At 60.1% G+C, this 21,066-nt stretch carries 19 protein-coding genes and 2 riboswitches; of the genes, 17 read left to right on the top strand and 2 right to left on the bottom strand.

Annotated elements, in window-relative coordinates; all coding sequences use genetic code 11:
- The first annotated feature begins 68 nt into the window (after window positions 1–68).
- The 10 genes from PW947_RS19700 to PW947_RS19655 all read left to right on the top strand — a co-directional run bounded on the left by PW947_RS19700 (window position 69) and on the right by PW947_RS19655 (window position 8,901).
- Complete coding sequence (locus PW947_RS19700; RefSeq protein WP_299634035.1) at window positions 69–1,523, top strand: MFS transporter; 1,455 nt, start codon at window positions 69–71, stop codon at window positions 1,521–1,523.
- A 350-nt stretch (window positions 1,524–1,873) separates the two neighbouring features.
- Window positions 1,874–2,842 carry a GTP-binding protein gene (locus tag PW947_RS19695; RefSeq protein ID WP_299634034.1) on the top strand — a complete coding sequence of 323 codons (969 nt, stop codon included), beginning with the start codon at window positions 1,874–1,876 and terminating at the stop codon, window positions 2,840–2,842.
- 52 nt (window positions 2,843–2,894) lie between these two features.
- Complete coding sequence (locus PW947_RS19690; protein WP_299634033.1) at window positions 2,895–3,398, top strand: DUF1097 domain-containing protein; 504 nt, start codon at window positions 2,895–2,897, stop codon at window positions 3,396–3,398.
- 40 nt (window positions 3,399–3,438) lie between these two features.
- Window positions 3,439–4,182: a nitrile hydratase subunit beta gene (gene nthB / locus PW947_RS19685; protein ID WP_299634032.1), complete on the top strand. Its 744-nt coding sequence runs from the start codon at window positions 3,439–3,441 to the stop codon at window positions 4,180–4,182.
- A 21-nt stretch (window positions 4,183–4,203) separates the two neighbouring features.
- A complete protein-coding gene (gene nthA, locus PW947_RS19680) occupies window positions 4,204–4,827 on the top strand; it encodes a nitrile hydratase subunit alpha (RefSeq protein ID WP_299634031.1) in 624 nt (207 codons plus the stop codon).
- An 11-nt stretch (window positions 4,828–4,838) separates the two neighbouring features.
- Window positions 4,839–5,198: a nitrile hydratase accessory protein gene (locus PW947_RS19675; protein ID WP_299634030.1), complete on the top strand. Its 360-nt coding sequence runs from the start codon at window positions 4,839–4,841 to the stop codon at window positions 5,196–5,198.
- Between the two features lie 45 nt (window positions 5,199–5,243).
- A complete protein-coding gene (locus PW947_RS19670) occupies window positions 5,244–5,453 on the top strand; it encodes a CbtB domain-containing protein (protein ID WP_299634029.1) in 210 nt (69 codons plus the stop codon).
- Window positions 5,454–5,497: 44 nt separating this feature from the next.
- Window positions 5,498–6,274: a CbtA family protein gene (locus PW947_RS19665; RefSeq protein ID WP_299634028.1), complete on the top strand. Its 777-nt coding sequence runs from the start codon at window positions 5,498–5,500 to the stop codon at window positions 6,272–6,274.
- A gap of 92 nt (window positions 6,275–6,366) precedes the next feature.
- On the top strand, window positions 6,367–7,428 hold the full coding sequence (locus tag PW947_RS19660) for a GlxA family transcriptional regulator (protein WP_299634027.1): 1,062 nt from the start codon (window positions 6,367–6,369) through the stop codon (window positions 7,426–7,428).
- 312 nt (window positions 7,429–7,740) lie between these two features.
- Window positions 7,741–8,901, top strand: coding sequence for a porin (locus PW947_RS19655; protein WP_299634026.1), 1,161 nt, complete (start codon window positions 7,741–7,743; stop codon window positions 8,899–8,901).
- Between the two features lie 109 nt (window positions 8,902–9,010).
- Here PW947_RS19655 and PW947_RS19650 read toward each other — a convergent pair whose 3' ends face one another.
- Together PW947_RS19650 and PW947_RS19645 are read right to left on the bottom strand one after the other, a co-directional pair.
- A complete protein-coding gene (locus PW947_RS19650) occupies window positions 9,011–10,063 on the bottom strand; it encodes an ABC transporter substrate-binding protein (protein WP_299634025.1) in 1,053 nt (350 codons plus the stop codon).
- Between the two features lie 183 nt (window positions 10,064–10,246).
- Window positions 10,247–10,382, bottom strand: a riboswitch (guanidine-I (ykkC/yxkD leader).
- 98 nt (window positions 10,383–10,480) lie between these two features.
- Window positions 10,481–10,852, bottom strand: a complete 372-nt coding sequence (locus PW947_RS19645) for a MarR family transcriptional regulator (protein WP_299634024.1) — start codon at window positions 10,850–10,852, stop codon at window positions 10,481–10,483.
- 156 nt (window positions 10,853–11,008) lie between these two features.
- On the opposite strand from PW947_RS19645, the gene PW947_RS19640 reads away from it, so the two are divergent.
- From PW947_RS19640 to PW947_RS19610, 7 genes are all read left to right on the top strand, one after another.
- On the top strand, window positions 11,009–11,905 hold the full coding sequence (locus PW947_RS19640) for a TIM barrel protein (protein ID WP_299634023.1): 897 nt from the start codon (window positions 11,009–11,011) through the stop codon (window positions 11,903–11,905).
- A gap of 8 nt (window positions 11,906–11,913) precedes the next feature.
- On the top strand, window positions 11,914–12,969 hold the full coding sequence (locus PW947_RS19635) for a 2-oxoglutarate and iron-dependent oxygenase domain-containing protein (protein WP_299634022.1): 1,056 nt from the start codon (window positions 11,914–11,916) through the stop codon (window positions 12,967–12,969).
- Between the two features lie 460 nt (window positions 12,970–13,429).
- A riboswitch (guanidine-I (ykkC/yxkD leader) is annotated at window positions 13,430–13,563 on the top strand.
- A 57-nt stretch (window positions 13,564–13,620) separates the two neighbouring features.
- Complete coding sequence (locus PW947_RS19630; protein WP_299634021.1) at window positions 13,621–14,376, top strand: urea amidolyase associated protein UAAP1; 756 nt, start codon at window positions 13,621–13,623, stop codon at window positions 14,374–14,376.
- A gap of 11 nt (window positions 14,377–14,387) precedes the next feature.
- Entirely contained in the window at window positions 14,388–15,044 is a 657-nt protein-coding gene (locus PW947_RS19625) for an urea amidolyase associated protein UAAP2 (protein WP_299634020.1), read from the top strand.
- The gene (uca, locus tag PW947_RS19620; protein WP_299634019.1) at window positions 15,041–18,646 is read left to right on the top strand and encodes an urea carboxylase; all 3,606 of its coding nucleotides are present in this window, start codon (window positions 15,041–15,043) and stop codon (window positions 18,644–18,646) included. Before PW947_RS19625 ends, uca begins: the two co-directional genes overlap by 4 nt.
- A complete protein-coding gene (atzF, locus tag PW947_RS19615; protein ID WP_299634018.1) occupies window positions 18,637–20,088 on the top strand; it encodes an allophanate hydrolase in 1,452 nt (483 codons plus the stop codon). The genes uca and atzF overlap by 10 nt, the downstream gene beginning before the upstream one ends.
- Complete coding sequence (locus PW947_RS19610; protein WP_299634017.1) at window positions 20,072–21,043, top strand: ABC transporter permease; 972 nt, start codon at window positions 20,072–20,074, stop codon at window positions 21,041–21,043. The genes atzF and PW947_RS19610 overlap by 17 nt, the downstream gene beginning before the upstream one ends.
- Window positions 21,044–21,066 lie beyond the last annotated feature (23 nt).

Genomic DNA, 21,066 nt, shown 5'->3' with positions numbered 1-21,066 from the left:
CATCGTTCACCGCCTCAGGTGTGACACGGGAGCCGGCGCTAGACCGGCCTCAACAGGAAGGAGACACCATGGCATCCCCCGAAACATCCGGCGACCTCGCGCACGCGGGCGCAGCCGGGCGCGGCGCGTCGGCACCCGACCCCGCCGTACGACTCGACGCCGGCACCATTTCCGCGCGTCTCGACCGTTTGCCCGCCACGCGCAGCGTGTGGAAACTGGTCGTACTGCTGAGCCTCGGCTTTTTCTTCGAACTTTACGATCTGCTTTATAGCGGTTACGTCGCGCCGGGCCTCGTCAGAAGCGGACTGCTGAGCGCGACGACGCATGGTCTGTTCGGCACGACGGGCGTGGCGAGTTTTATCGCCGCACTGTTTTCGGGCCTGTTTGTCGGCACGATTGCGTGCGGCTTTCTCGCGGATCGCTATGGACGTCGCGCGGTTTTTACGTATTCGCTGCTGTGGTACACCGTCGCGAATCTCGTCATGGCGTTTCAGGAGACGGCAACGGGACTCAACTTCTGGCGCTTCGTCGCGGGCGTGGGGATCGGTGTCGAACTGGTGACGATCGGCACATACATCTCCGAACTCGTGCCCAAACATATCCGGGGTCGCGCGTTTGCGTGCGAACAGGCCGTGGGTTTTACCGCTGTGCCCGTGGTCGCTTTTCTGTCGTATCTGCTGGTGCCGCGCACGCCGTTCGGTATCGACGGATGGCGTTGGGTCGTGGTGATCGGCGCGCATGGCGCACTGTTCGTGTGGTGGATTCGCCGCGCGTTGCCGGAGAGTCCGCGCTGGCTCGCGCAACAAGGCCGCCTCGTCGAGGCGGACCGCGTGATGAGCGCGCTCGAAGCGAAAGTGCAAGCCGAGTATGGCCGGCCGCTGCCGGCGCCCGCTGCGGCGGTGGCGGTCTCACCGCGCGGCAGTTTCCGCGATATGTGGGTTGCACCGTACCGCAATCGCACGCTGATGATGACGCTCTTCAACGTGTTTCAGACTGTGGGTTTCTATGGCTTCGCAAATTGGGTACCGACGCTGTTGATCAAGCAGGGCATCACGGTGACGACGAGTCTCGGATATTCGAGCGTGATTGCGCTTGCCGCGCCGATCGGACCGGTCATCGGACTGTTTATCGGCGACCGCTTCGAGCGCAAGACGGTGATCGTGGTGATGGCGGCAGCGAATATCGTCGCGGGCTTGTGGTTCAGTCAGGCGTCGAGCGCGGTGCTGCTGGTGAGTCTCGGCGTGTGCCTGACGCTCGCCAGCAACATCATCTCGTACAGCTTTCATGCGTATCAGGCGGAGTTGTATCCGACCAGCATTCGCGCGCGGGCGGTGGGTTTCGTCTATTCGTGGAGCCGCTTTTCCGCGATCTTTACCGCCTTTATCATCGCGGATGTACTCAAGCAGTTCGGCACTGTCGGCGTGTTCGTTTTTATCTCTGCGGCGATGGTCGTCGTTATGCTGGCTATCGGTTTGCTCGGTCCCAAGACCCGAAATCTCTCGCTCGAAGAGATCACACGCTAGACGGTCGATAAAGACTCGTCGCATCGGGCGCTCCGGCGCCCGTCGTCGCCCTCGTGTCTGCACGAACATCGCGTATGGATGCAACGTCCAACGCGAAATGAACGCGCTCTCAAAGTGCGCTGCGCACAATCCACGTGCGTCGGCGCACGGCTTTCGCGCTTGAAACACATCGGACGATAGGGTGGTCGATCCGCGGTGTTTTGGCGTGAATTGCTTGAATCTGCAATGTGAGCCATCAAGGCCGTCGATCCGCGCCGACTTGCGGCGACACACGGCCATTTGACGAAATCCGGCGCGGTTGTCGCTCTTGGTATCCGGTCCGGCGTGTGCCGGGGTTCACGGAGCGCGCGATGCAACTCAAGAAAATTCCCACGACAGTCGTGACCGGTTTCCTCGGCGCGGGCAAGACGACACTGGTCAATCACATTCTCGATGCGACGCGGCCAATGCAGATCGGCATCGTCGTCAATGAGTTCGGCGAGGTCGGAATCGACGGCGAGTTGATCGTTGCGGACGAAGACGCCGTCGTCGAAATCAACAATGGCTGCGTCTGCTGCACAGTGCGTACGGACCTTGTGGAAAGCGTGCGCATGCTGCTCGACCGGTTTGGCGACCGGCTCGAGCATCTTATTGTCGAGACGTCGGGACTCGCCGACCCGGCACCCGTGCTGCAGACTTTTCTCGCGGACCCCGATGTCCGCAAGCGCGTCGAGCTGGAGGCCGTCGTCGCCGTGATAGACGCACTGCACGCGCCGTCGCAACTGAACGACGATATCGCGCGCGAGCAGGTCGTGTTTGCGGATCGAATCGTGATCAACAAGACCGACGTCGTCGCTGCTGACGCACTCAACGCGCTCGTCGAGACAATCCGCCAACTCAATCCCACCGCGACCATCGAGTTCGCATCTCACTCCGCCATTGAAGTCGAAAAGCTACTGGGCGTACGCAGCTTTTCGATCGACAACCTGCTCGCTGTCGAACCCGATCTGCTCGACGAAACGGCTCATGACCATGAGCACGACGAGAGCATCGCATCGTGTGCATTCGTTCTACCCGGCGCGATCGACGCGGGACGTTTCAATCAATGGGTCAACCGTCTCGTGCAGACGCACGGTCAGCAGATTCTCCGTATGAAGGGCGTCCTGAACCTGCATGAAGAAAGCCGACGGCTGCATTTTCATAGTGTCCATATGTTGCTCGATACGACGTTTGGAAAGGCATGGCGTGGAGACGAGTCACGCGACAACCGCTTTGTCATGATCGGACGCAATCTCGACGCCGGGCAAATGCGGGAAGGCCTGCTTGGTTGTATGCACTGATCCTGTTGATTTGCATTTTCATGACCGTAGTTTTTCCTTAAGGAGCAATGAAATGAAAAAGCCTGAAGCATACACATTGAGCATCGGCGTTCTTGCCGTCGCCGATACCTGGTTGACCGGCACGGTATTTCCAGTGCCGGTGTGGGTGACGTTTATCGCATGGGCATCGTTCTTCGTGCTTGGCGGTGGTCAGGCCGGCTTCGTGAAGAGTGTCGCATCGAATCTGACGGGGCTCGTGATCGCATCGGTAACCTTATTGTGTATCACGACGATGAGCGCGGGCGCATTCGGCGCGGCCGTAGCCGTGGGTATCGGTAGTGCAGCGATGGTGCAAGCGTCGAAGATCAAACTGCTCGACGTGCTGCCTGCAATCGTCTGGGGCTTTGCCTCTACCGTCGGCACGACTGTCGCAACCGGCAAGGCAATCACGACCATCGGCATATCCAATCCCGGCCTCGTCGCGGCGGGTGCGCTTGTCACGGGAGCGGTGTTCGGGTTCGTGTCCGAGATGCTCGGGGAAGCACTGTCGTTCAAGCGCGAACACCGGCTGAGCTAAGGCTCGCGCGACTACCTATAGCCCATTTCCGGAGCGAACCGTGAAACTACAGCATCACCTTGGCGGCATTGAAAACCTCGGTCCAGTCAGCACCGAAACGCGTGTCTTCGTCGAGCCGTGGGAGACCAGAATCTTTGGGATTCACACGGTCATGATGGCCGAGAGCGCACACCTGACCGACGCGCTAGCCGCGTATCCGGTCGATCAGCTACCGACAACGTTCAAGGATAACTGGACGTGGGCGTCACTGCGTACCGGTGCCGAGGACATGCAGCCGTTCGAGTACTTCAAATACCGGTACTACGAAAAATGGCTCGGCGGTATCTCGCAGTTTTTCGTCAGTCAGGGCTATATCACGGCCGACGAGCTTGCGGCGAAGACGGAGCATTACCGCAAGCAGCCGGACGCGGCGCTGCCGGACCAGCCGAACGCCGAACTGGAGACGCAGATCGAGGCTTATCTCCTCAAGGGCGACTCCGGCTATAACGCGCTCGATGGCGCTGCGCGTTTCAAGGTGGGCGACACCGTGCGCATCGCTGATCCTGAAGCCGTGGACCATACCCGGTTGCCGGGTTATCTGCGAAGCAAGACGGGGACGGTGGACCTCGTCTATCCGGGTGCGTTTTCCTATTTCGTGACGACGGGCGTGGATGGCATTGGGAAGCCGATGCCGGTGTATCGGATTGCATTCGACGCTGCCGATATCTGGGGGCCGGGCAAAAGCGAACCCAACACGACGATTTACGCCGACCTGTACGACGCGTATGTCGAACCTGCGAACTGATCCTCCCTTAGCGAGAGAAACATGACTGACCTGTTCGAATTTTCTGATGACCGTGAGGCGTCCAGCGCCGCGAAGGTTCGCGCGTTGGAAGCGCTGCTGATTGAAAAAGGCGTGATCGGCAGTGACTCTGTCGATGCTGTGCTCAAGCACTTCGAGACGATGGCCGGTCCGTTCAACGGCGCGAAGATCGTCGCGCATGCGTGGGTCGATCCGGCATACAAACAGCGGCTCGTAGAAGACACGCCCAAGGCGATCGCCGAGCTGTCATTGCCGCTTGGCATGGCAGGCGCGGAAGGCGAGCACATGGCGGCCGTCGCGAACGACGCCGATACCCACAACCTGATCATCTGTACGCTTTGCTCATGCTATCCGTGGCCCGTGCTGGGTTTGCCGCCGTACTGGTACAAGGACCCGGTGTTCCGTGCGCGGGGTGTTCGCGAACCGCGAGCGGTGCTTCAGGAGTTTGGCGTGACGGTGCCTGAAGCAAAGTCGGTCAAGGTATGGGACAGCAGTGCACAGATTCGCTGGTTCGTGATTCCCGAGCGGCCGGCGAACACCGACGGGCTAAGCGAAGAAGCGCTGGCGGCACTCGTGACACCCGAGTCGATGATGGGCGTTGCGCTCGTCGCACCGCCCGCTGCTTGAGGGCATTCGTCATGTTCACGCGTTTTGAAGAGTACGCCGCCGCGTCGATGCTGGGTGAGCCCGACTCGCCGCCAAGGCTGGATGGAAAGCTGCTGTTCACCAACCGCTGGGAGCGCGACGTGTTCGGCCTCGCACTTTCATTGGCGAAAGCCGGCTGCTTTGAATGGGAAGACTTTCGACAAAGCCTGATCGCGTCGATTGGGAAGTGGGAGTCGACCGACTGTGCGAATCAGCCGCGTTGGGACTACTACGAGCGTTTTCTCGAAGCGCTGGTGAACGTGGTCGAAGCGCACGGCGTGCTATCCGCCGACGAGTTGCGTCATGTTCTGAGCATGCGACGGCAGGAGACGCCGCCCGCATATGTCCGTTGACCGGGTTTCCGGCATCGGGAATCCGACTAATTTTTGAGGTCTCACATGAATGAAGCTGTCTTTCAACCCGCTGCGGAATTCACACCCATACCGCTTCGCGAAGTACTTCCGTGGGCCGTTTTCGGCGGTCTTTTGATGTTGCTGCTGATCTATTTCGTCGGCGCGGAGCAGGGTGCCACATCGATCGTCCCGGGCATGTACGTGCATGAATTCGTGCATGACGGGCGCCATCTGCTCGGCTTCCCGTGTCATTGAAGACGCCGGAATTTCAATAACTGGTAGAGGAAACGGAGGCCGTCATGGTCGGAAAGCTTTTGATGCGCGGGATGCTGGTCGGAATCGTCGCGGGACTCGTTACGTTCGCGTTCGCCAGGACGTTCGGCGAGCCGCAAGTCGCTCAGGCGATCTCGTTCGAGGATCACGAGCACGCGGCGGCAGGTGATGCACCCGAGCCGGAGCTGGTCAGCCGTGGCACTCAGGCGGGGCTGGGCTTGCTGACCGGCGTGGTGTCTTACGGAATGGCATTGGGCGGCCTGTTTGCGCTGACGTACGCCTATGCTTACGGTCGAATCGGGTCCATCGGCGCAAGACCGCTCTCCGCGTGGCTGGCGTTGGCGGCCTTTGTCGCGCTGGTCGTCGTGCCTACGCTGAAGTATCCGCCGAATCCACCGTCGGTCGGCGATCCGGAAACGATCGGCTATCGCACGGGCCTCTTTTTCCTGACACTCGCCATTTCGATTGCCGCAATGGTGTTATCGCTCAACGTCAGGCGAATCGCTGCCACGCGATTCGGGCAATGGAATGGTTCGCTTGTCGGTGTGATTTTCTTTGTCGTGATCGTCGGCGTTGCGTTGAGTGCGCTGCCTGAAATCAATGAAGTTCCCGCCGCGTTCCCGGCTGCCCTGTTGTGGAAATTCCGAACCGTTGCTATGGGTATGCAAATCGTCATGTGGACGAGCATCGGTGCGCTCTTCGGCATGTTGGCGGAACGGGCGCCTAACATGTCGCGCAGCGCAGACGAACGCGGCTATGTCGCCGGCCGGATGGCCCGGAATTTTGTCCGGAGAGGCCACTGACCAATCTACGATTAGACTGACGGTTACGCGGCACGATAGCCGCGCTATTCCATTACCACTGCTATACGCGGTTGAACCTGCGAGGTCGCGCGATGAAGAGAATTAAAGTCGGCATGGTGGTCTTTCCCGGCTTTCAGTTACTGGACATCGCCGGCCCCAAAGACGCCTTTGCCGAAGTAAAAATTCTAAGCAAGGGGGAATGCGAATACGAAATGCTGACGGTCGGGACGACGCGAGGCACAGTCCAGTCGTCGAGTGGATTGACGACCGTACCCGACCGGACGATTTTCGATCCGTGTCCGGATTTCGACACGGTGATCGTGCCCGGCGGTCTCGGTATCTTCGACGCGTTTGACGATCCCGCACTGAGCGCATGGCTGAAAGACCAGCAAAAACGCTGCCGCCGGATTGCTGCGATCTGCAATGGACTGTTTGCGTTCGGATCGGCGGGGCTACTCGACAATAAGGTCGTGACGACGCATTGGATGGATGTTCCGCGTCTCGCCGCAACCTTTCCGCGAGCGAAGATCGAGCCTGACCATATCTTTGTTCAGGACGGCAACGTGTTCACGACGGCGGGTGTGACTGCCGGTATCGACCTGTCACTTGCAATGATCGAGGATGATTTCGGTCGGCAGATGGCACTCGACGTCGCCAAATATCTGGTCGTCTATCTGCGTCGCGCTGGCGGACAGTCGCAATTCAGCCCGCTGCTCGAATCGCTGGCGTTACCCGGTTCGCAGACGGTCATGTTGCAACAGTACATGCTGGATCACTTGCATCTGGAGCACACGGTCACCTCACTCGCCGAGCGTGCTCATATGAGCACACGCAACCTGACGCGAACGTTTACGCGCGAGTGTGGCGTGGGTCCGATGACGTTTTTGAACAACGCCCGGATCGATGCAGCGCGGCGTTTCCTGGAAGGTACGGAGCTATCGCTACGAGAGATCGCCCGGCGATGCGGGTATGACAGCATGGATGGATTCAGACGCGTCTTTCAACGGCGTCTGAACATCAATCCGGCCGAGTATCGCGACCGGTTTCGTCCGGATGCCGCGGCAGTGGTTACGGACGATGATCGATCGGAAGTGTCGAGAAAGAAGGTCCGGGCTCCGGGAACGGGTAGTCAGAAGCTGGTGCTTGTACGGTAGGTGTTCGCCGATTCCACGAGCATTCTTTCGGGAACGTCGTGGAATAGAGCAACGTGAACCCGATTTGCTTACAGATGTCTTGGATCATCACAGGAAAAATGCACACATGGCGTTCAAATTGATTGTCATGCGGCAGTCGTCTTCATTGCAATAGGGCTGCTCGCGCGCTGATTTTATTTTGATTAATTAAGATTGCGACGCCCTGTGATGACCCCGCCATTGCATATAGCGTCCAGGTCGATGCCGCTTTGACGTCATTGTGCAGGGCGGTTGAATCCTTTCAATAACCTGTGAACTGATATCCACTCGACCATGAAAAGAACACTCCTTGTGGCAGCACTATCCGGCGCGTTTTCGATCTCCGCTTACGCGCAAAGCAGTGTGACGCTCTACGGCCTGATCGATGCCGGTCTGGTTTATACCAACAACCAGTACGGCAGCCACAACTGGCAAGAGAACAGCAGTTCGACGCAGAACACCGTGTTTGGTTTGAAAGGAACGGAAGACCTCGGAGGCGGATTGAGCGCGGTCTTCAAACTGGAGCAAGGCTTCCTGCTAAACAACGGTGCGCAAGCGTTTTCCGGTGATGGCTTCGGCTCGCAGGCATGGGTTGGTCTGCAGAGCGAGTCTTACGGAACGGTGACGTTTGGGCGGCAGTTCGACGTGATGAACGACCTCGTTGGGCCGCTTACTGCCGAGCTCAATACGTGGGGCGGCAGTATGGCCGCGCATCCGTTTGAGAACGACAACCTCGCGGCGAACTCGGTTGTCATCAACAACACGGTCAAGTACGCGAGCCCGACGTATCACGGCGTTACGTTCGAGACCATGTATGGCTTCAGCAATCAGGCTGGCGCCTTTGCGAACAATCGGTCATACGGCTTTGCTGTTTCGTATGCGCAAGGGCCGATCAACCTTGCCGCTGGCTATCTCCAGTTCAGCAATGCCGGCACGGGGAGCGGCGCTGTAACGTCGAGCGACGCAAGCGCGAACTTCATTTCACAACGTCAGCGCATCTGGTCGCTTGGCGGCAACTATACGTTTGGGCCTGCCACGGTCGGTCTTGTGTGGAGCCACTCGCAAATCGATAACGCGTCGGGCGTATTCTCGTTTGGAACGGGCACGTATCTCGGCTCGGGTGATAGCTCAGCCGGCTCGCTCGCCGGATCGCTGCGTTTCGACAATTTCGAAATCAACGGAAAGTACGCGTTGACGCCGGCGTTGAGTGTGTCGGGAGCCTATACGTACACCCACGGCGCTTATAACGGATCTTCGCCGGGATGGAATACGGCCATGCTTCAGACCGATTACTCGTTGAGCAAACGCACGGATGTCTATCTCGAAGGCGTGTACCAGAGCGTGCACGGCGCCCCGGCGGATTCGGTTCTGTCGCACGCGATGATCAACACGTTGTCGCCGTCGTCGTCGGATACGCAGGTTGCCGTCACCGTGGGACTTCGTCACGCGTTCTGATCTGAAAGCGTCGCTGTGACGAAACGAAAAAGCACGGACCATCTGCGGATGGTCCGTGCTTTTTTTAGTGCCGATGCATCGTTGCTACCGGCTTGCGAAGCACTGGATCTTACTGGGCGCTGGTAAGCGAAGGATCGATGTATGAACCGACCGTTTGCGATTGCTTATATACCGCGTTGCGCACGTTGAACTTGTCTGCGTTGACAGTGGAGCCGTACACGGAAGCCAATCCATCGCCCTTGACGAAGGCTTTCTTCGCGGCTGCCTGGTCGAGAAGATGCGTGCCCTTCAGCAACGGCAGATATTGCGCCGGTGTCAGTCCAACACGTGCGGCCATGATCTTGACTGCGTCGGGTTGGGTTTTCGGATCATTGATGTAAGCCACGCATCGATACCATACCTTCAGCACCTTTTCCCAATCCGCTTTGCGTGTCTGGAGGCTGACCGGGTTGACAGTGATCGCATCGTAGATCAGGCCAGGCGCGTCAGCGGAAGTGAAAATCGCACGGGAACCGGGCACGCGCTTGAGGGCCTCACCGGAGTTCGGTTGCCACGCGGCGATCGCCGCCACGTCGCCCGACGACGCCAGCACTTGCGGCAGTTCGTTGGTCTTCGCGTTGACGAGCGTAATGTCCGATTCCTTCATCGCATGTCGTTCGAGCGCGGTGTCGAGAAGCAGGTGATCGACTAGTCCCGTTTCGACGCCGACCTTCTTGCCTTTCAAACCTTCGATCGTGCGAATAGGCGGCTTGGCGATGACCGTGTCGTTCCCGCTCGAATAGTCGGTCAGCAGGATCATCACGTTTTTCGCGCCGCTTGCACCTGTCACGAGTGCGTCACCGTTCGTGGCGCCGACCGCATCGAGTTTGCCGGCAGAAAACGCGTCTAGTGAAGCCGAGTAATCGAACCACTGAAAATTGACATCGACGCCAGCTTCCTTGAACCAGCCTTTCTCGATTCCGACCTGGAATGCGACGAAGCCGGGCCAGTCGCTATAACCGATAGAGAGGGGTGTTGCAGCGAGTGCGGGCGCGGCGGCGAAACCTACGGCGAGGGTGGTGGCGACAGCGGCACAAGCACCGCGAATGCGCAGCGTCGGCGCGAGACGGCCGAGTGCGGCGAGTGAACTGCGGATAGTGCGAGTGGTTTCGAATCGTTTCATCGTTTTCTCCAGGAGACCGGTCAATTGCGATTGTTGAGTTGGATCGCGCGGCGACTGCGCGATAAAACAACATGACCGGTTCCCGCGAAACAGCGAACCACGCGAGGCTCGCATGGAAAAAACGCGGAAACTGCAGGGACAAACGCCGGCCACGGAGAGGCACGATAGACATTGCTATCGCCAATCTCCCGGGCTTTTGTCCCGCCGTGTAGCGCATGCCGGTGTGTGCTCGCGTGTCGCTCGCAGATACACCGCTCGATGTGCCGGGCTGCTCTCGGACCAGACGTTCTCGCGAACCGGAACCCTAGCACCCCTAAGATGCGACGCTGCCGCACCTCTCGGACAAAACTCTAGCGAGAAGTATGCCAAAGGCGTTACCTGTGTCGCCATCGTTGCGCGCACACCGGTTTGCACACGCTATTTGTCTAGCGCGGAAAACCGTTGATGCACGTAAGCAAGGAACTGCTCCAGACGTTCGCTGATAGAAGTCGCCAGACTGACATGCTTGATGCGGCGATCTTCCGTCGAGCTTGTTTCGACCAGCCAGCCGCCATCGATCAACGCCTGGACGTAGCGGACGGCAGTGCGTCGGCTCACGCCCGGCATGAATTCGTAGAGCGCGGTCTTGGCGAAATACGCTTCGTCGTCCAGCCACATCCGGCAGAAGAGATCGCTGTAGTTCAGGTCGTTCAGGCCGATATCGCCAAAGCGGGACGACCACTGCCAGTCCATGTCGAGGATGGCGCGTGCAACAGCTTGCCCTTTGGGACGCGCGATTTTCTTGGTCATTCATTCACCATTAGGAGGAGGCGCGCACAGTTTGAGTGCCGGTTCAGGCGGAGATCGGGCATCTGACAATTCTGCATCGATAACATTGGAAGCTTTATTGATCTCGTCATTTTACATGTACTATTGCGTGCAAATTTACATGTAAATGGGCTCACAATGAAACTCGAACTGTTCAAGACGTTCTGGGGATTTGACGGTAGCCCCGGCGATGCCGCACCGTTGGTGCGTGCGGCCGGCTTCGATGGCATCGAGGCGCCCGTGCCGGCGGACGGTGCCGCTCGTGAGGTGTTCGCACAGGAAATCGTCGATCAAAAGCTCGAATTTATCGCCGAGATTACGACTGCCGGTAGCTATGTGCCGGAGCGGTCCGCGAGCCCGCAAGACCATCTTCGCGATCTGGAAGAAAAGATCGTTTGGGGAAAGCCGCTTAAACCGCGGTTCTTCAATGTCATGGCGGGGTGCGATGCATGGCCCGCAGCAACGCAAATGGATTTCTTCGCGCGGGCAGTCGAGATTGCCGCAACGCACGACGTGACGTGTAGCTTCGAAACGCATCGCGGGCGCTCATTCTTCAATCCGTGGATCACCCGCGACGTCGTGCGCGCGGTGCCATCGCTGAAGCTTACATGTGACTTCAGTCATTGGGCGAATGTGTGCGAGCGGCTTCTCGATGGAGAGTGGGACACCGTGCTGGAACTTGCACCGCATGCGCATCACGTGCATGGCCGCGTCGGTTATCCGCAAGGTCCGCAAGTGCCTCATCCCGCCGCGCCCGAGTATGCGGATTGCCTTGCATCGCATCAACGCATCTGGGAAGCGCTGTGGACGGCACAGTTGGATCACGGCTACACAGTCACCACGATGACGCCCGAGTTTGGTCCCGACGGCTATTTGCACACGCTTCCGTTTACGAATGCACCTGTGGCCGATCTGTGGGAGATCAATACGTGGATGGGCAATGAAGAGCGTCGGCATATCGCGGCCTTTCTCGCAAACCGCGAAGCACTTACGGATTCGACATTGCAACCGCTGCCTCACTCACAATTCGCCTGATCGCTGTCATGACCCATACCCATACCCGTTTTCAGCATTTGCCAATCGTCGATGTCGCGGGACTTTACAGCGACGACCTCGCGCAACGGCTTTCAACTGCACAGGAACTCGGTCGTGCCGCGCGGGACGCCGGATTCTTCTATGTCACTGGCCATCGGGTGTCGAGCGAACAGCGCGGCGCGCTGGTGAATCAGGCTAAACGCTTCTTCGCGGCGGAATCCGGCTGGAAGATGCGCTATTACATCGGACACTCGATCTCGCATCGTGGCTATGTGCCTGAGGGTGAGGAGGTGTTTGCGAGCGGCAAGCGCGATCGGAAGGAGGCGTTCGATACCGGCCGCGAGTTACCTTCCGACGACCCCGATGTGGTTGCGGGCACACCGATGCTCGGTCCGAACAACTGGCCGGATCAGGCGGGCTTCCGCGATGCGGTGGGTGGTTATTACGACGCGGCGTTTGAACTCGGACAAACCCTGTTTCGCGGTTTTTCGCTCGCGCTCGGCCTGGACGAGGATCATTTCGAGGCTTACCTGAAAAAGCCGCCCAGCCAGTTGCGGCTGATCCACTATCCGGTCGACCTGTCGGCGGAAGATCGTCCCGGCATTGGTGCGCACACCGACTACGAGTGCTTCACGATCCTGATGCCGACCGCGCCCGGCCTTGAGGTGATGAATGGTGCAGGCGAGTGGATCGATGCGCCGCCCGTCGAAGGCGCATTCGTCGTCAATATAGGTGACATGCTGGAAGTGTGGACCGGCGGCGCGTATGTGGCGACGTCGCATCGGGTACGTAAGGTCAAAGAGGAAAGGTATTCGTTTCCGCTCTTCTTCGCCTGTGATTACCACACGGTCGTTGCTCCGTTGCCGGCGTTCGCGACACCGGAGTCGCTAGAGAAGTATCCGCCGGTATGCGCTGGCGATCATCTGTTTGCCCAGACGGCGCAGAGTTTTACCTATCTGAAAGAGAAAATGGAGCGGGGTGAACTGGTGCTGCCGGATGGTTCGCGGGCATTGGCGAGTTTCGGCCAGCAGGCGCGGTATGCAGGAGTGGCGTCGGATCTATAGGACTCTGGCAAGTGACGCATCGAGGATTTAGCCTGGCGTCATTGCACCCGGTTAGCGACAACAGCACCGCTTCATCAGGAGCGGTGTTTCTGCTTTTGCAGTTCGATAAATCGTGCGGAAAATACCGCGTATAGCGCGCGACGAATTGCGACGATCGTTGGCATGTTCATAGTCGGCAAGGGTTGAGTGATCGCCAGACGATATGCACGCAACATGCCATGAGCAAGCGCCAGGTCCAGCATCGTCGCAAGTGCCGCTTACGCCCGTTCATGGTGCTCGAAGCATCAACGCGGTGCTTGCCGAAGCGCGGCCGTGGTGCTTTTTTCGAAGCGTCTGCATGGTGTTAGCGGTCCGTTAATCAGGTGAAGCCGTGTAGTGACGCGTGCGCGGCCTGTCTGTGCATGACTGGCACGTAACTCGCTTTAAGAGTCTCCGAGAGGTGCGAAGTAATTTGCATCATCTTCAGGATCGCTAGGGTTCCGGTCGGGCGTTTTAACAGCGCGCGATGTCTGGTCCGAGAGCAATCCGGTCTTGCCGCCTACCTTCTTTCAAGGCGTCGGTGAGGCTCCACGGAGGGATAAAAGCCCGGGAGGTCGCGATGTCGTTCAATCGCCCTCTCACGCTTATTCCCAACCGCTACCTGGAGCCTCCATGTCGACGCAATCCCCTGTCGATCTCGCACCGATCTCTCACGTGTCGTGGGAAACGGTGATTCCTGCCGGTACGCACTGGTCCGGCATGTTGCGCCGGGGCATGGCCTTGCGAGTCGTCGATACCGACGGCGCTGCGAATCTGTCCGCTGTGTTCTACCGTCACGACGCACCGCTCGAACGCTACAACATGGCCGATACGCTCAAGGCGCAGCACACCGCGCATCTGACGCGTGGCCATGTGCTGTATTCGGATATGGGCTGTGTGATGGCGTCCATCACCGCCGACACCGTCGGCTGGCACGATCCGCTCGGCGGCGTGGGCGATGCGGCGTTGTTCGCGGATCGATACGGCGTAGCTGCTTATCAACAACATCGCAACGCAATGATCCGTAACGGTCGCGACAGCCTGTTGCTCGAACTGGCGAAACACGGACTCGGTTCGCGCGATCTGGTTGCCAACATCAACTTCTTTAGCAAGCTGTCGATCGACGAAGAAGGTGGGCTCGCGTTCGTGGCGAACCACTCGCCGGCCGGCGCCGCATTCGATCTGCGTTTCGAAATGGACACCCTTGTGGTGTTTTCCACGGCGCCTCATCCGATGGACCCGTCATCGCGATACGAGCCGAGACCCGTCAAGCTGATTGCGTATCGCGCGTACGCAAGCGATTCAAGCGTTCCCGCCGACGATGTCTGCCGGTCGGCATGTCCCGAGAATGAGCGGGGCTTCACCAACACCGACCGTCTGTTCGTTTAAGGGGAACCGCGATGTCCATTATCGAAAGCAATCTCGACATCCGTCACGCGGTGTACGACCTCACGCTGCCGTCGGGCGAACCGTGGCTGCATGAAGTCAAACGTGGCCAGCTGTTTCGTATTCTCGATCTCGAAGGAAATCAGGCCGTCGACACGCTGTTCTATAACACGGCCGATCCGCTTGAACGCTACAGCGCGCAGGACACCATCCGTGCGCAACGGAAACTGTATCTGTCGGCCGGTAGTGTGCTGATGTCGAACTTCGGTCAGCCGATGCTAACCATCGTGGCCGATACGTGCGGTCGCCACGACACGCTCGGCGGCGCATGCGCGGCGGAGAGCAACACGGTCCGCTATGCGCTCGACAAACGCCATATGCACAGCTGTCGCGACAGCTTCCTGCATGCGATCACGCATTGCACCTGTGGCGTCGGCACGCAGCTCGGCAAGCGGGACATCGTCAGCAATATCAACTTTTTCATGAACGTGCCGGTGACGCCGCTCGGCAAGCTGACGTTCGAGGACGGCATTTCCGCGCCGGGCAAATACGTCGAAATGCGTGCCGATATGGACGTCACCGTGCTGATTTCGAACTGCCCGCAACTGAACAATCCGTGCAACGGCTATAACCCGACGCCTGTGAGATTGACAGTATGGGATCCGCAATGACGTTCAAGAAAATCCTGATCGCCAATCGCGGAGAGATCGCGTGCCGGGTGATCCGCACGCTCGAACGGCTCGGCATCGCTTCGGTCGCGGTGTATTCGGAAGCCGACCGTCATGCGATGCACGTGATGCTCGCCGACGAAGCGTTCTGTATCGGCCCGGCGGTCGCGGCGCAAAGCTATCTGAACAGCGACGCGATCCTCGACGCCGCGCGTGCCTGCGGTGCCGACGCGATTCATCCAGGCTACGGCTTTCTGTCCGAGAACGCGGCCTTTGCGCAAGCCTGCGCCGACGCGGGAATCCGCTTTATTGGACCCACGCCCGCGCAGATGCGTGAATTCGGCCTGAAGCACACGGCACGCGAGATCGCGAAAGCCAACGATGTCGCGTTGTTGCCGGGAACGGGCCTGCTCGACGACGTGGCCGCAGCGTTGTCGGCGGCGGAATCGATCGGCTATCCCGTCATGCTGAAGAGCACGGCAGGTGGCGGTGGTATCGGCATGTCGCTGTGCCGTGACGCGGCGCACCTGGCGAGCGTATTCGAGTCGGTGGCGCGGCTTGGCCAGGCCAACTTTGCCAACGCGGGCGTCTACGTCGAGAAGTTCGTCGAAAACGCGCGTCACATCGAAGTGCAGATTTTCGGTGATGGACGCGGCACTGCCATTGCGCTGGGTGAGCGCGATTGCTCGGTGCAGCGACGCAACCAGAAGGTCATCGAGGAAACCCCTGCACCTGGATTGACGGGCGACGAGCGTCGCGCGTTGCACGCCAGCGCAGTGCGCCTTGCGCAAGCTGTTCAGTATGAGTCGGCGGGAACGGTCGAATTCGTTTTCGACGCCGATACGCGTCGCTTTTACTTCCTCGAAGTGAACACGCGGCTTCAGGTCGAGCATTGCGTGACGGAGGAGGTCACGGGGCTCGATCTCGTCGAATGGATGATCCGTCAGGCCGAAGGCAAACTCGCGCCACTCGATACGCTCGTGCCGGTTGCGCAAGGCGCAAGCATTCAGGTGCGGCTGTATGCCGAGGATCCGCACAAGCAGTTTCAGCCGAGCGCAGGTGTGCTCACGCATGTCGCGTTTCCGTCCGGTGTGCGGGTCGATACGTGGGTCGATGCGGGCACGGAAGTCAGCGCGTTTTACGATCCGCTGATTGCCAAACTCATCGTGCGCGGTGAGACACGCGAGCGCGCGTTAGACGCATTACGTGAGGCGCTCGATCAGACGCAACTGTACGGAATCGAAACGAACCTCGACTATCTGCGTGCCATTGCCGGGTCCACGACGTTCGCGCGTGGCGAACAGACCACCGCGTTTCTATCGCGTTTGATGTTCGCGCCGCACACCATCGACGTGCTCGACGGTGGCGTGCAGACGACCGTGCAGCAGGCGCCAGGGCGCACGGGCTTCTGGGACATCGGTGTGCCGCCATCGGGCCCGATGGACGATCTCTCGTTCCGTCTTGCCAATGAACTGCTCGGCAATCCGCCCGATGCGGCGGGTCTCGAGTGCGTGATGGTCGGCTCGACGCTGCGATTCAACACGCAGACGCTATTCGTGCTGGGTGGCGCAACGCATGCGGCTACGCTCGACGGCGAGCCTGTCGCGTCCTGGCAGGTCACGCGCGCACCGGCAGGTTCGGTACTCAAGCTGGGTGGTGTGACGGCCGCCGGGGTGCGTTCGTGTCTGGCGGTCAAGGGTGGCTTGCAGGTGCCGGACTATCTCGGCAGCAAGGCGACCTTCACGCTCGGTCAGTTTGGCGGCCACGCGGGCCGCGCTTTGCGAAAAGGCGATGTCTTGCATCTCGCCGAAGGTGCGGGTTGCGGCGAAACCGGTGCACGACTGGACGAAGCACGGATACCGGTTTTGACGCATGAGTGGACGCTCGGCGTGCTCGACGGTCCGCATGGTGCGCCTGACTTCTTTACGCCCGACGACATTGCGATGCTCTACGGCACCCATTGGACGGTGCATTACAACTCGAGCCGGACCGGCGTGCGCCTGATCGGGCCGAAGCCGCAATGGGCCCGTACGGACGGCGGTGAGGCGGGACTGCATCCGTCGAACATCCACGACAATGCTTACGCAGTCGGCGCGGTCGATTTCACCGGCGACATGCCGGTGATTCTTGGACCCGATGGTCCGAGTCTGGGCGGCTTCGTGTGTCCGGTGACGGTCGTAACCGACGAGCTATGGAAGCTCGGTCAACTGCGTCCGGGCGATACGGTGCGCTTCGCACGGGTCGCTGTCGACGACGCCATCACCGCGCCTGAACCGGCGACGCAGCCTGGCGTGCCGGGTCACGGCTGCATTCTCTATAGCGATCCTGCTGCGGGTGAGGGCACGGGGGTGGTCTATCGCCGGTCCGGCGATCAGAACGTACTGATCGAGTACGGCCCACTGATGCTCGACCTGAATCTGCGGTTCCGCGTTCATGCACTGATGAACTGGCTGGACGATCACCGGCTGCCGGGCATCATCGACCTGACGCCGGGCATCCGCTCGCTGCAGGTGCATTTCGATCGCCATGTGCTGTCGCACGACACGCTGCTTGCGCATCTTCAGCAGGCGGAGCGCGAATTTCCGGCAGTGGACGCAATGCAGGTACGCAACCGGATCGTGCATCTGCCATTGTCCTGGGACGATCCGTCGACGCGGATCGCGATCGAGCGGTATATGCAATCGGTGCGTCCCGACGCGCCCTGGTGTCCGAGCAATATCGAGTTCATCCGGCGCATCAACGGCCTGAACAGCATCGACGACGTGAAGCGCATCGTGTTCGACGCACGCTACCTCGTGATGGGGCTCGGCGATGTGTATCTCGGCGCGCCGGTTGCCACGCCGCTCGATCCGCGTCACCGGCTCGTCACCACCAAGTACAACCCGGCGCGCACGTGGACGCCGGAAAATGCAGTCGGGATTGGCGGCGCGTATCTGTGTGTGTACGGCATGGAAGGACCTGGCGGATACCAGTTCGTCGGTCGCACGGTACAGATGTGGAACCGCTATCGCACGACGCGTGAGTTCGAGGCAGGCAAGCCCTGGCTGCTGCGCTTCTTCGATGAGATCCGTTTTTACGAAGTCAGCGAGGCCGAACTGGCCGAACTGCGGACGGATTTCATCGCCGGTCGCGCGAGCTTGAAGATCGAGGAGTCGGTGTTCGACCTCGGCGCATACAACCGTTTCCTGAAGGACGAAGCCGCGTCGATCACCGCGTTCAAACAGACGCAGCAGGCTGCATTCGACGCGGAGCGCGAGCGTTGGGAAGCGGCCGGGCATGCAGCTTATGTCGGCGAAACGGACAGCGCGGCATCGTCCGGCAGCGCGGAGGTCGAGACGCTCGATGCCGATCAGCAAGGCATCGTCGCCGATGTATCCGGCAGTGTCTGGAAGATGCTTGTCGCCAAGGGCGACAAGGTGACGGACGGGCAGGTGGTGGCGATCCTCGAATCGATGAAGATGGAGGTCTCGGTGACCGTGACGGGCGACGGCATGATCGAAACGATCGAGTGCGGAGAGGGCGCGGCAATTGTCGCGGGGCAACGATTGATGGTGATGCGCACCGGCGTTGCAGCTCGTGTCGCAGAGGAGGCGTCATGCAAATGAAAACACACGACACCCTGTTCGGGTCCATGTCCATCCCGATGCTTCGCGCGCGATACCGCGACGGAAGCCTCACGCCGGCGCAACTGGTCGATGCGATCGCCGCGCGTACTTCGGGCGACGATCCGCATCGCGTGTGGATCCGGCCGCTGAGCCGTAGCGAGATGATGCGCTACGCCGACGCACTCGAAAGCCGTGATATCGACTCGTTGCCTTTGTACGGCGTGCCGTTCGCGATCAAGGACAATATCGATCTCGCGGGGATTCCGACCACGGCAGGTTGCCCGGCTTATGCCTACACGCCCACGGAGAGCGCACCGGTGGTGGCGCGATTGATCTCGGCCGGCGCGATCCCGATCGGCAAAGCGAACCTGGACCAGTTTGCGACCGGGCTGTCGGGCCAACGATCGCCGCACGGCGCGTGCCGTAATGCGCTCGATCCGCGCTACGCGTCGGGTGGGTCGAGTTCCGGTTCGGCCGTCTCGGTTGCGATGGGCCTGGCCGCGTTTTCGCTAGGAACGGATACAGCGGGCTCGGGGCGCGTGCCTGCTGCGTTCCATGGTCTGATCGGATTGAAGCCCACCAAGGGCGTTTTGAGCACGCTAGGCGTGGTTCCCGCATGCGCATCGCTCGACTGCGTTTCCATCTTCGCACGCTCGACCAGCGATGCGCAGACGGTGTTCGACGCGGCGCGTGGTGTGTCGGATCACGATCCGTATGCACGTGAATTCCAGCCGCCAGCGACGATTGCCCGCGATTCCGGACCGTCGTTGCGTGGAATGAGATTCGGCGTACCTCGCGCAAGCCAATTGGAGTTCTTCGGCGACACGTCGTACGCGCATGCGTTCGGCGCCGCGTTATCACGCCTGCGCGACGGCGGCGCAGCGTTGGTCGAAATAGACTTCGAGCCGTTTCTCGCCACCGCGCGACTGCTGTACGAAGGGCCGTGGGTTGCCGAACGGCTTGCCGCGATCCGCGAGTTCAGCGACGCGCAACCTGACGCATTGCATCCGGTGATCCGCGAGATTCTTGGCGGTGCGGCGCGTTGGAGTGCGGCCGATGCGTTTGCCGCGTTCGATCGCCTCGCGCATCTGCGGATGCAAGCCGCCGAAGTGTGGGACCGGATCGACGTCATCGTCACGCCGACATCCGCGACCACCGCAACGGTCGATGAACTCGAAGCCGATCCGATTCGTGTCAACTCGCGCTTTGGCTACTACACGAACTTCGTCAATCTGCTCGACCTGTCCGCGCTGGCGGTGCCGGCGGGTGTCTGTGCGCTCGGCAAGCACGAAGGTTTGCCGTTCGGCGTGAGCTTCGTTGCGCGAGCCCATGAAGACATCATGCTGCTCGATCTGGCGCGCGCGTGGCTCGATGAAACATCGCCGAAACAGCAGCCCGCACGCGACCTTAGCCTGGGAGAATCGAATGACCGCGACGAGTAGAACGCAATGGTTCGCGGTGCGCCGCGAACTCTCGGGACGAAGCCGGTGGCTGCTCGGCGCGGGTTCGTTCCTGTTGCCGGTGCTGGTCTGGTGTCTCGTGAGCTATGTGCCGTTTATCTGGCATCCGCAGGTGTTGATCGAGCAACCCGGCAGCGTCGACTATTTCCAGCCGGGCATGCGAATCGACAAGGACGTATTCGCCGACGAACTCAGTCATGCGCGTGACGCCCACACGGCTCTACCGACCGGCGAGGCTGTCAATCCCGTCTATCTGCCTGCGCCGCACGAGGTGTTGCGCGCGTTTTACACCGCGTTCACGACACCGCCTGCTTCGCGCGATGGCGTCTGGCTGCATCAAAGCTTGTGGCACAGCATTCAGGTGATTTTCTGGGGCTTTGTCATCTCGTCGGCGATTGGCGTGCCGGTTGGCATCGTGTGTGGCACCTATAGCGCGATCGCCCGGTTGCAGGAGCCGTTTTTCGAGTTCTTCCGCTATTTGCCGGCGCCTGCATTCGGCGCGCTGATGGTGGCGATTCTCGGCATTTACGACGGGCCGAAAATCGCGATCATCGTGATCGGCACGTTGTTTCAACAGGTGCTTATCGTGGCGAATACCACGCGCAAGCTCGAGTACGGTCTGTTCGAAGCAGCGATGACGCTCGGCACGAAGAAGTTCAAGTTGCTGACGCATGTGGTGATTCCAGGTGTGCTGCCGGACCTGTACCGCGACCAGCGGATTCTGCTTGGATGGGCGTGGACGTATCTGATCGTCGCGGAACTGGTGGGCACCAGTTCGGGCATTACCTGGTACATCACGCAACAGGCGCGCTACGAGCATTTCGACAACGTCTACGCGGCGATCATGATGATCGGCATCATCGGACTGGGTACCGATATCGTGCTGGCATGGCTCGGTCGCAAGCTGTTTCCGTGGGACCGCACGCTAAAGGCATAACGTCAGTGTCGTGAGTGAGCCCA

Source organism: Paraburkholderia sp. (genome assembly GCF_028283785.1).
Taxonomy (GTDB): Bacteria; Pseudomonadota; Gammaproteobacteria; order Burkholderiales; family Burkholderiaceae; genus Paraburkholderia.
This window is presented reverse-complemented; position numbering and strand designations above follow the sequence as displayed.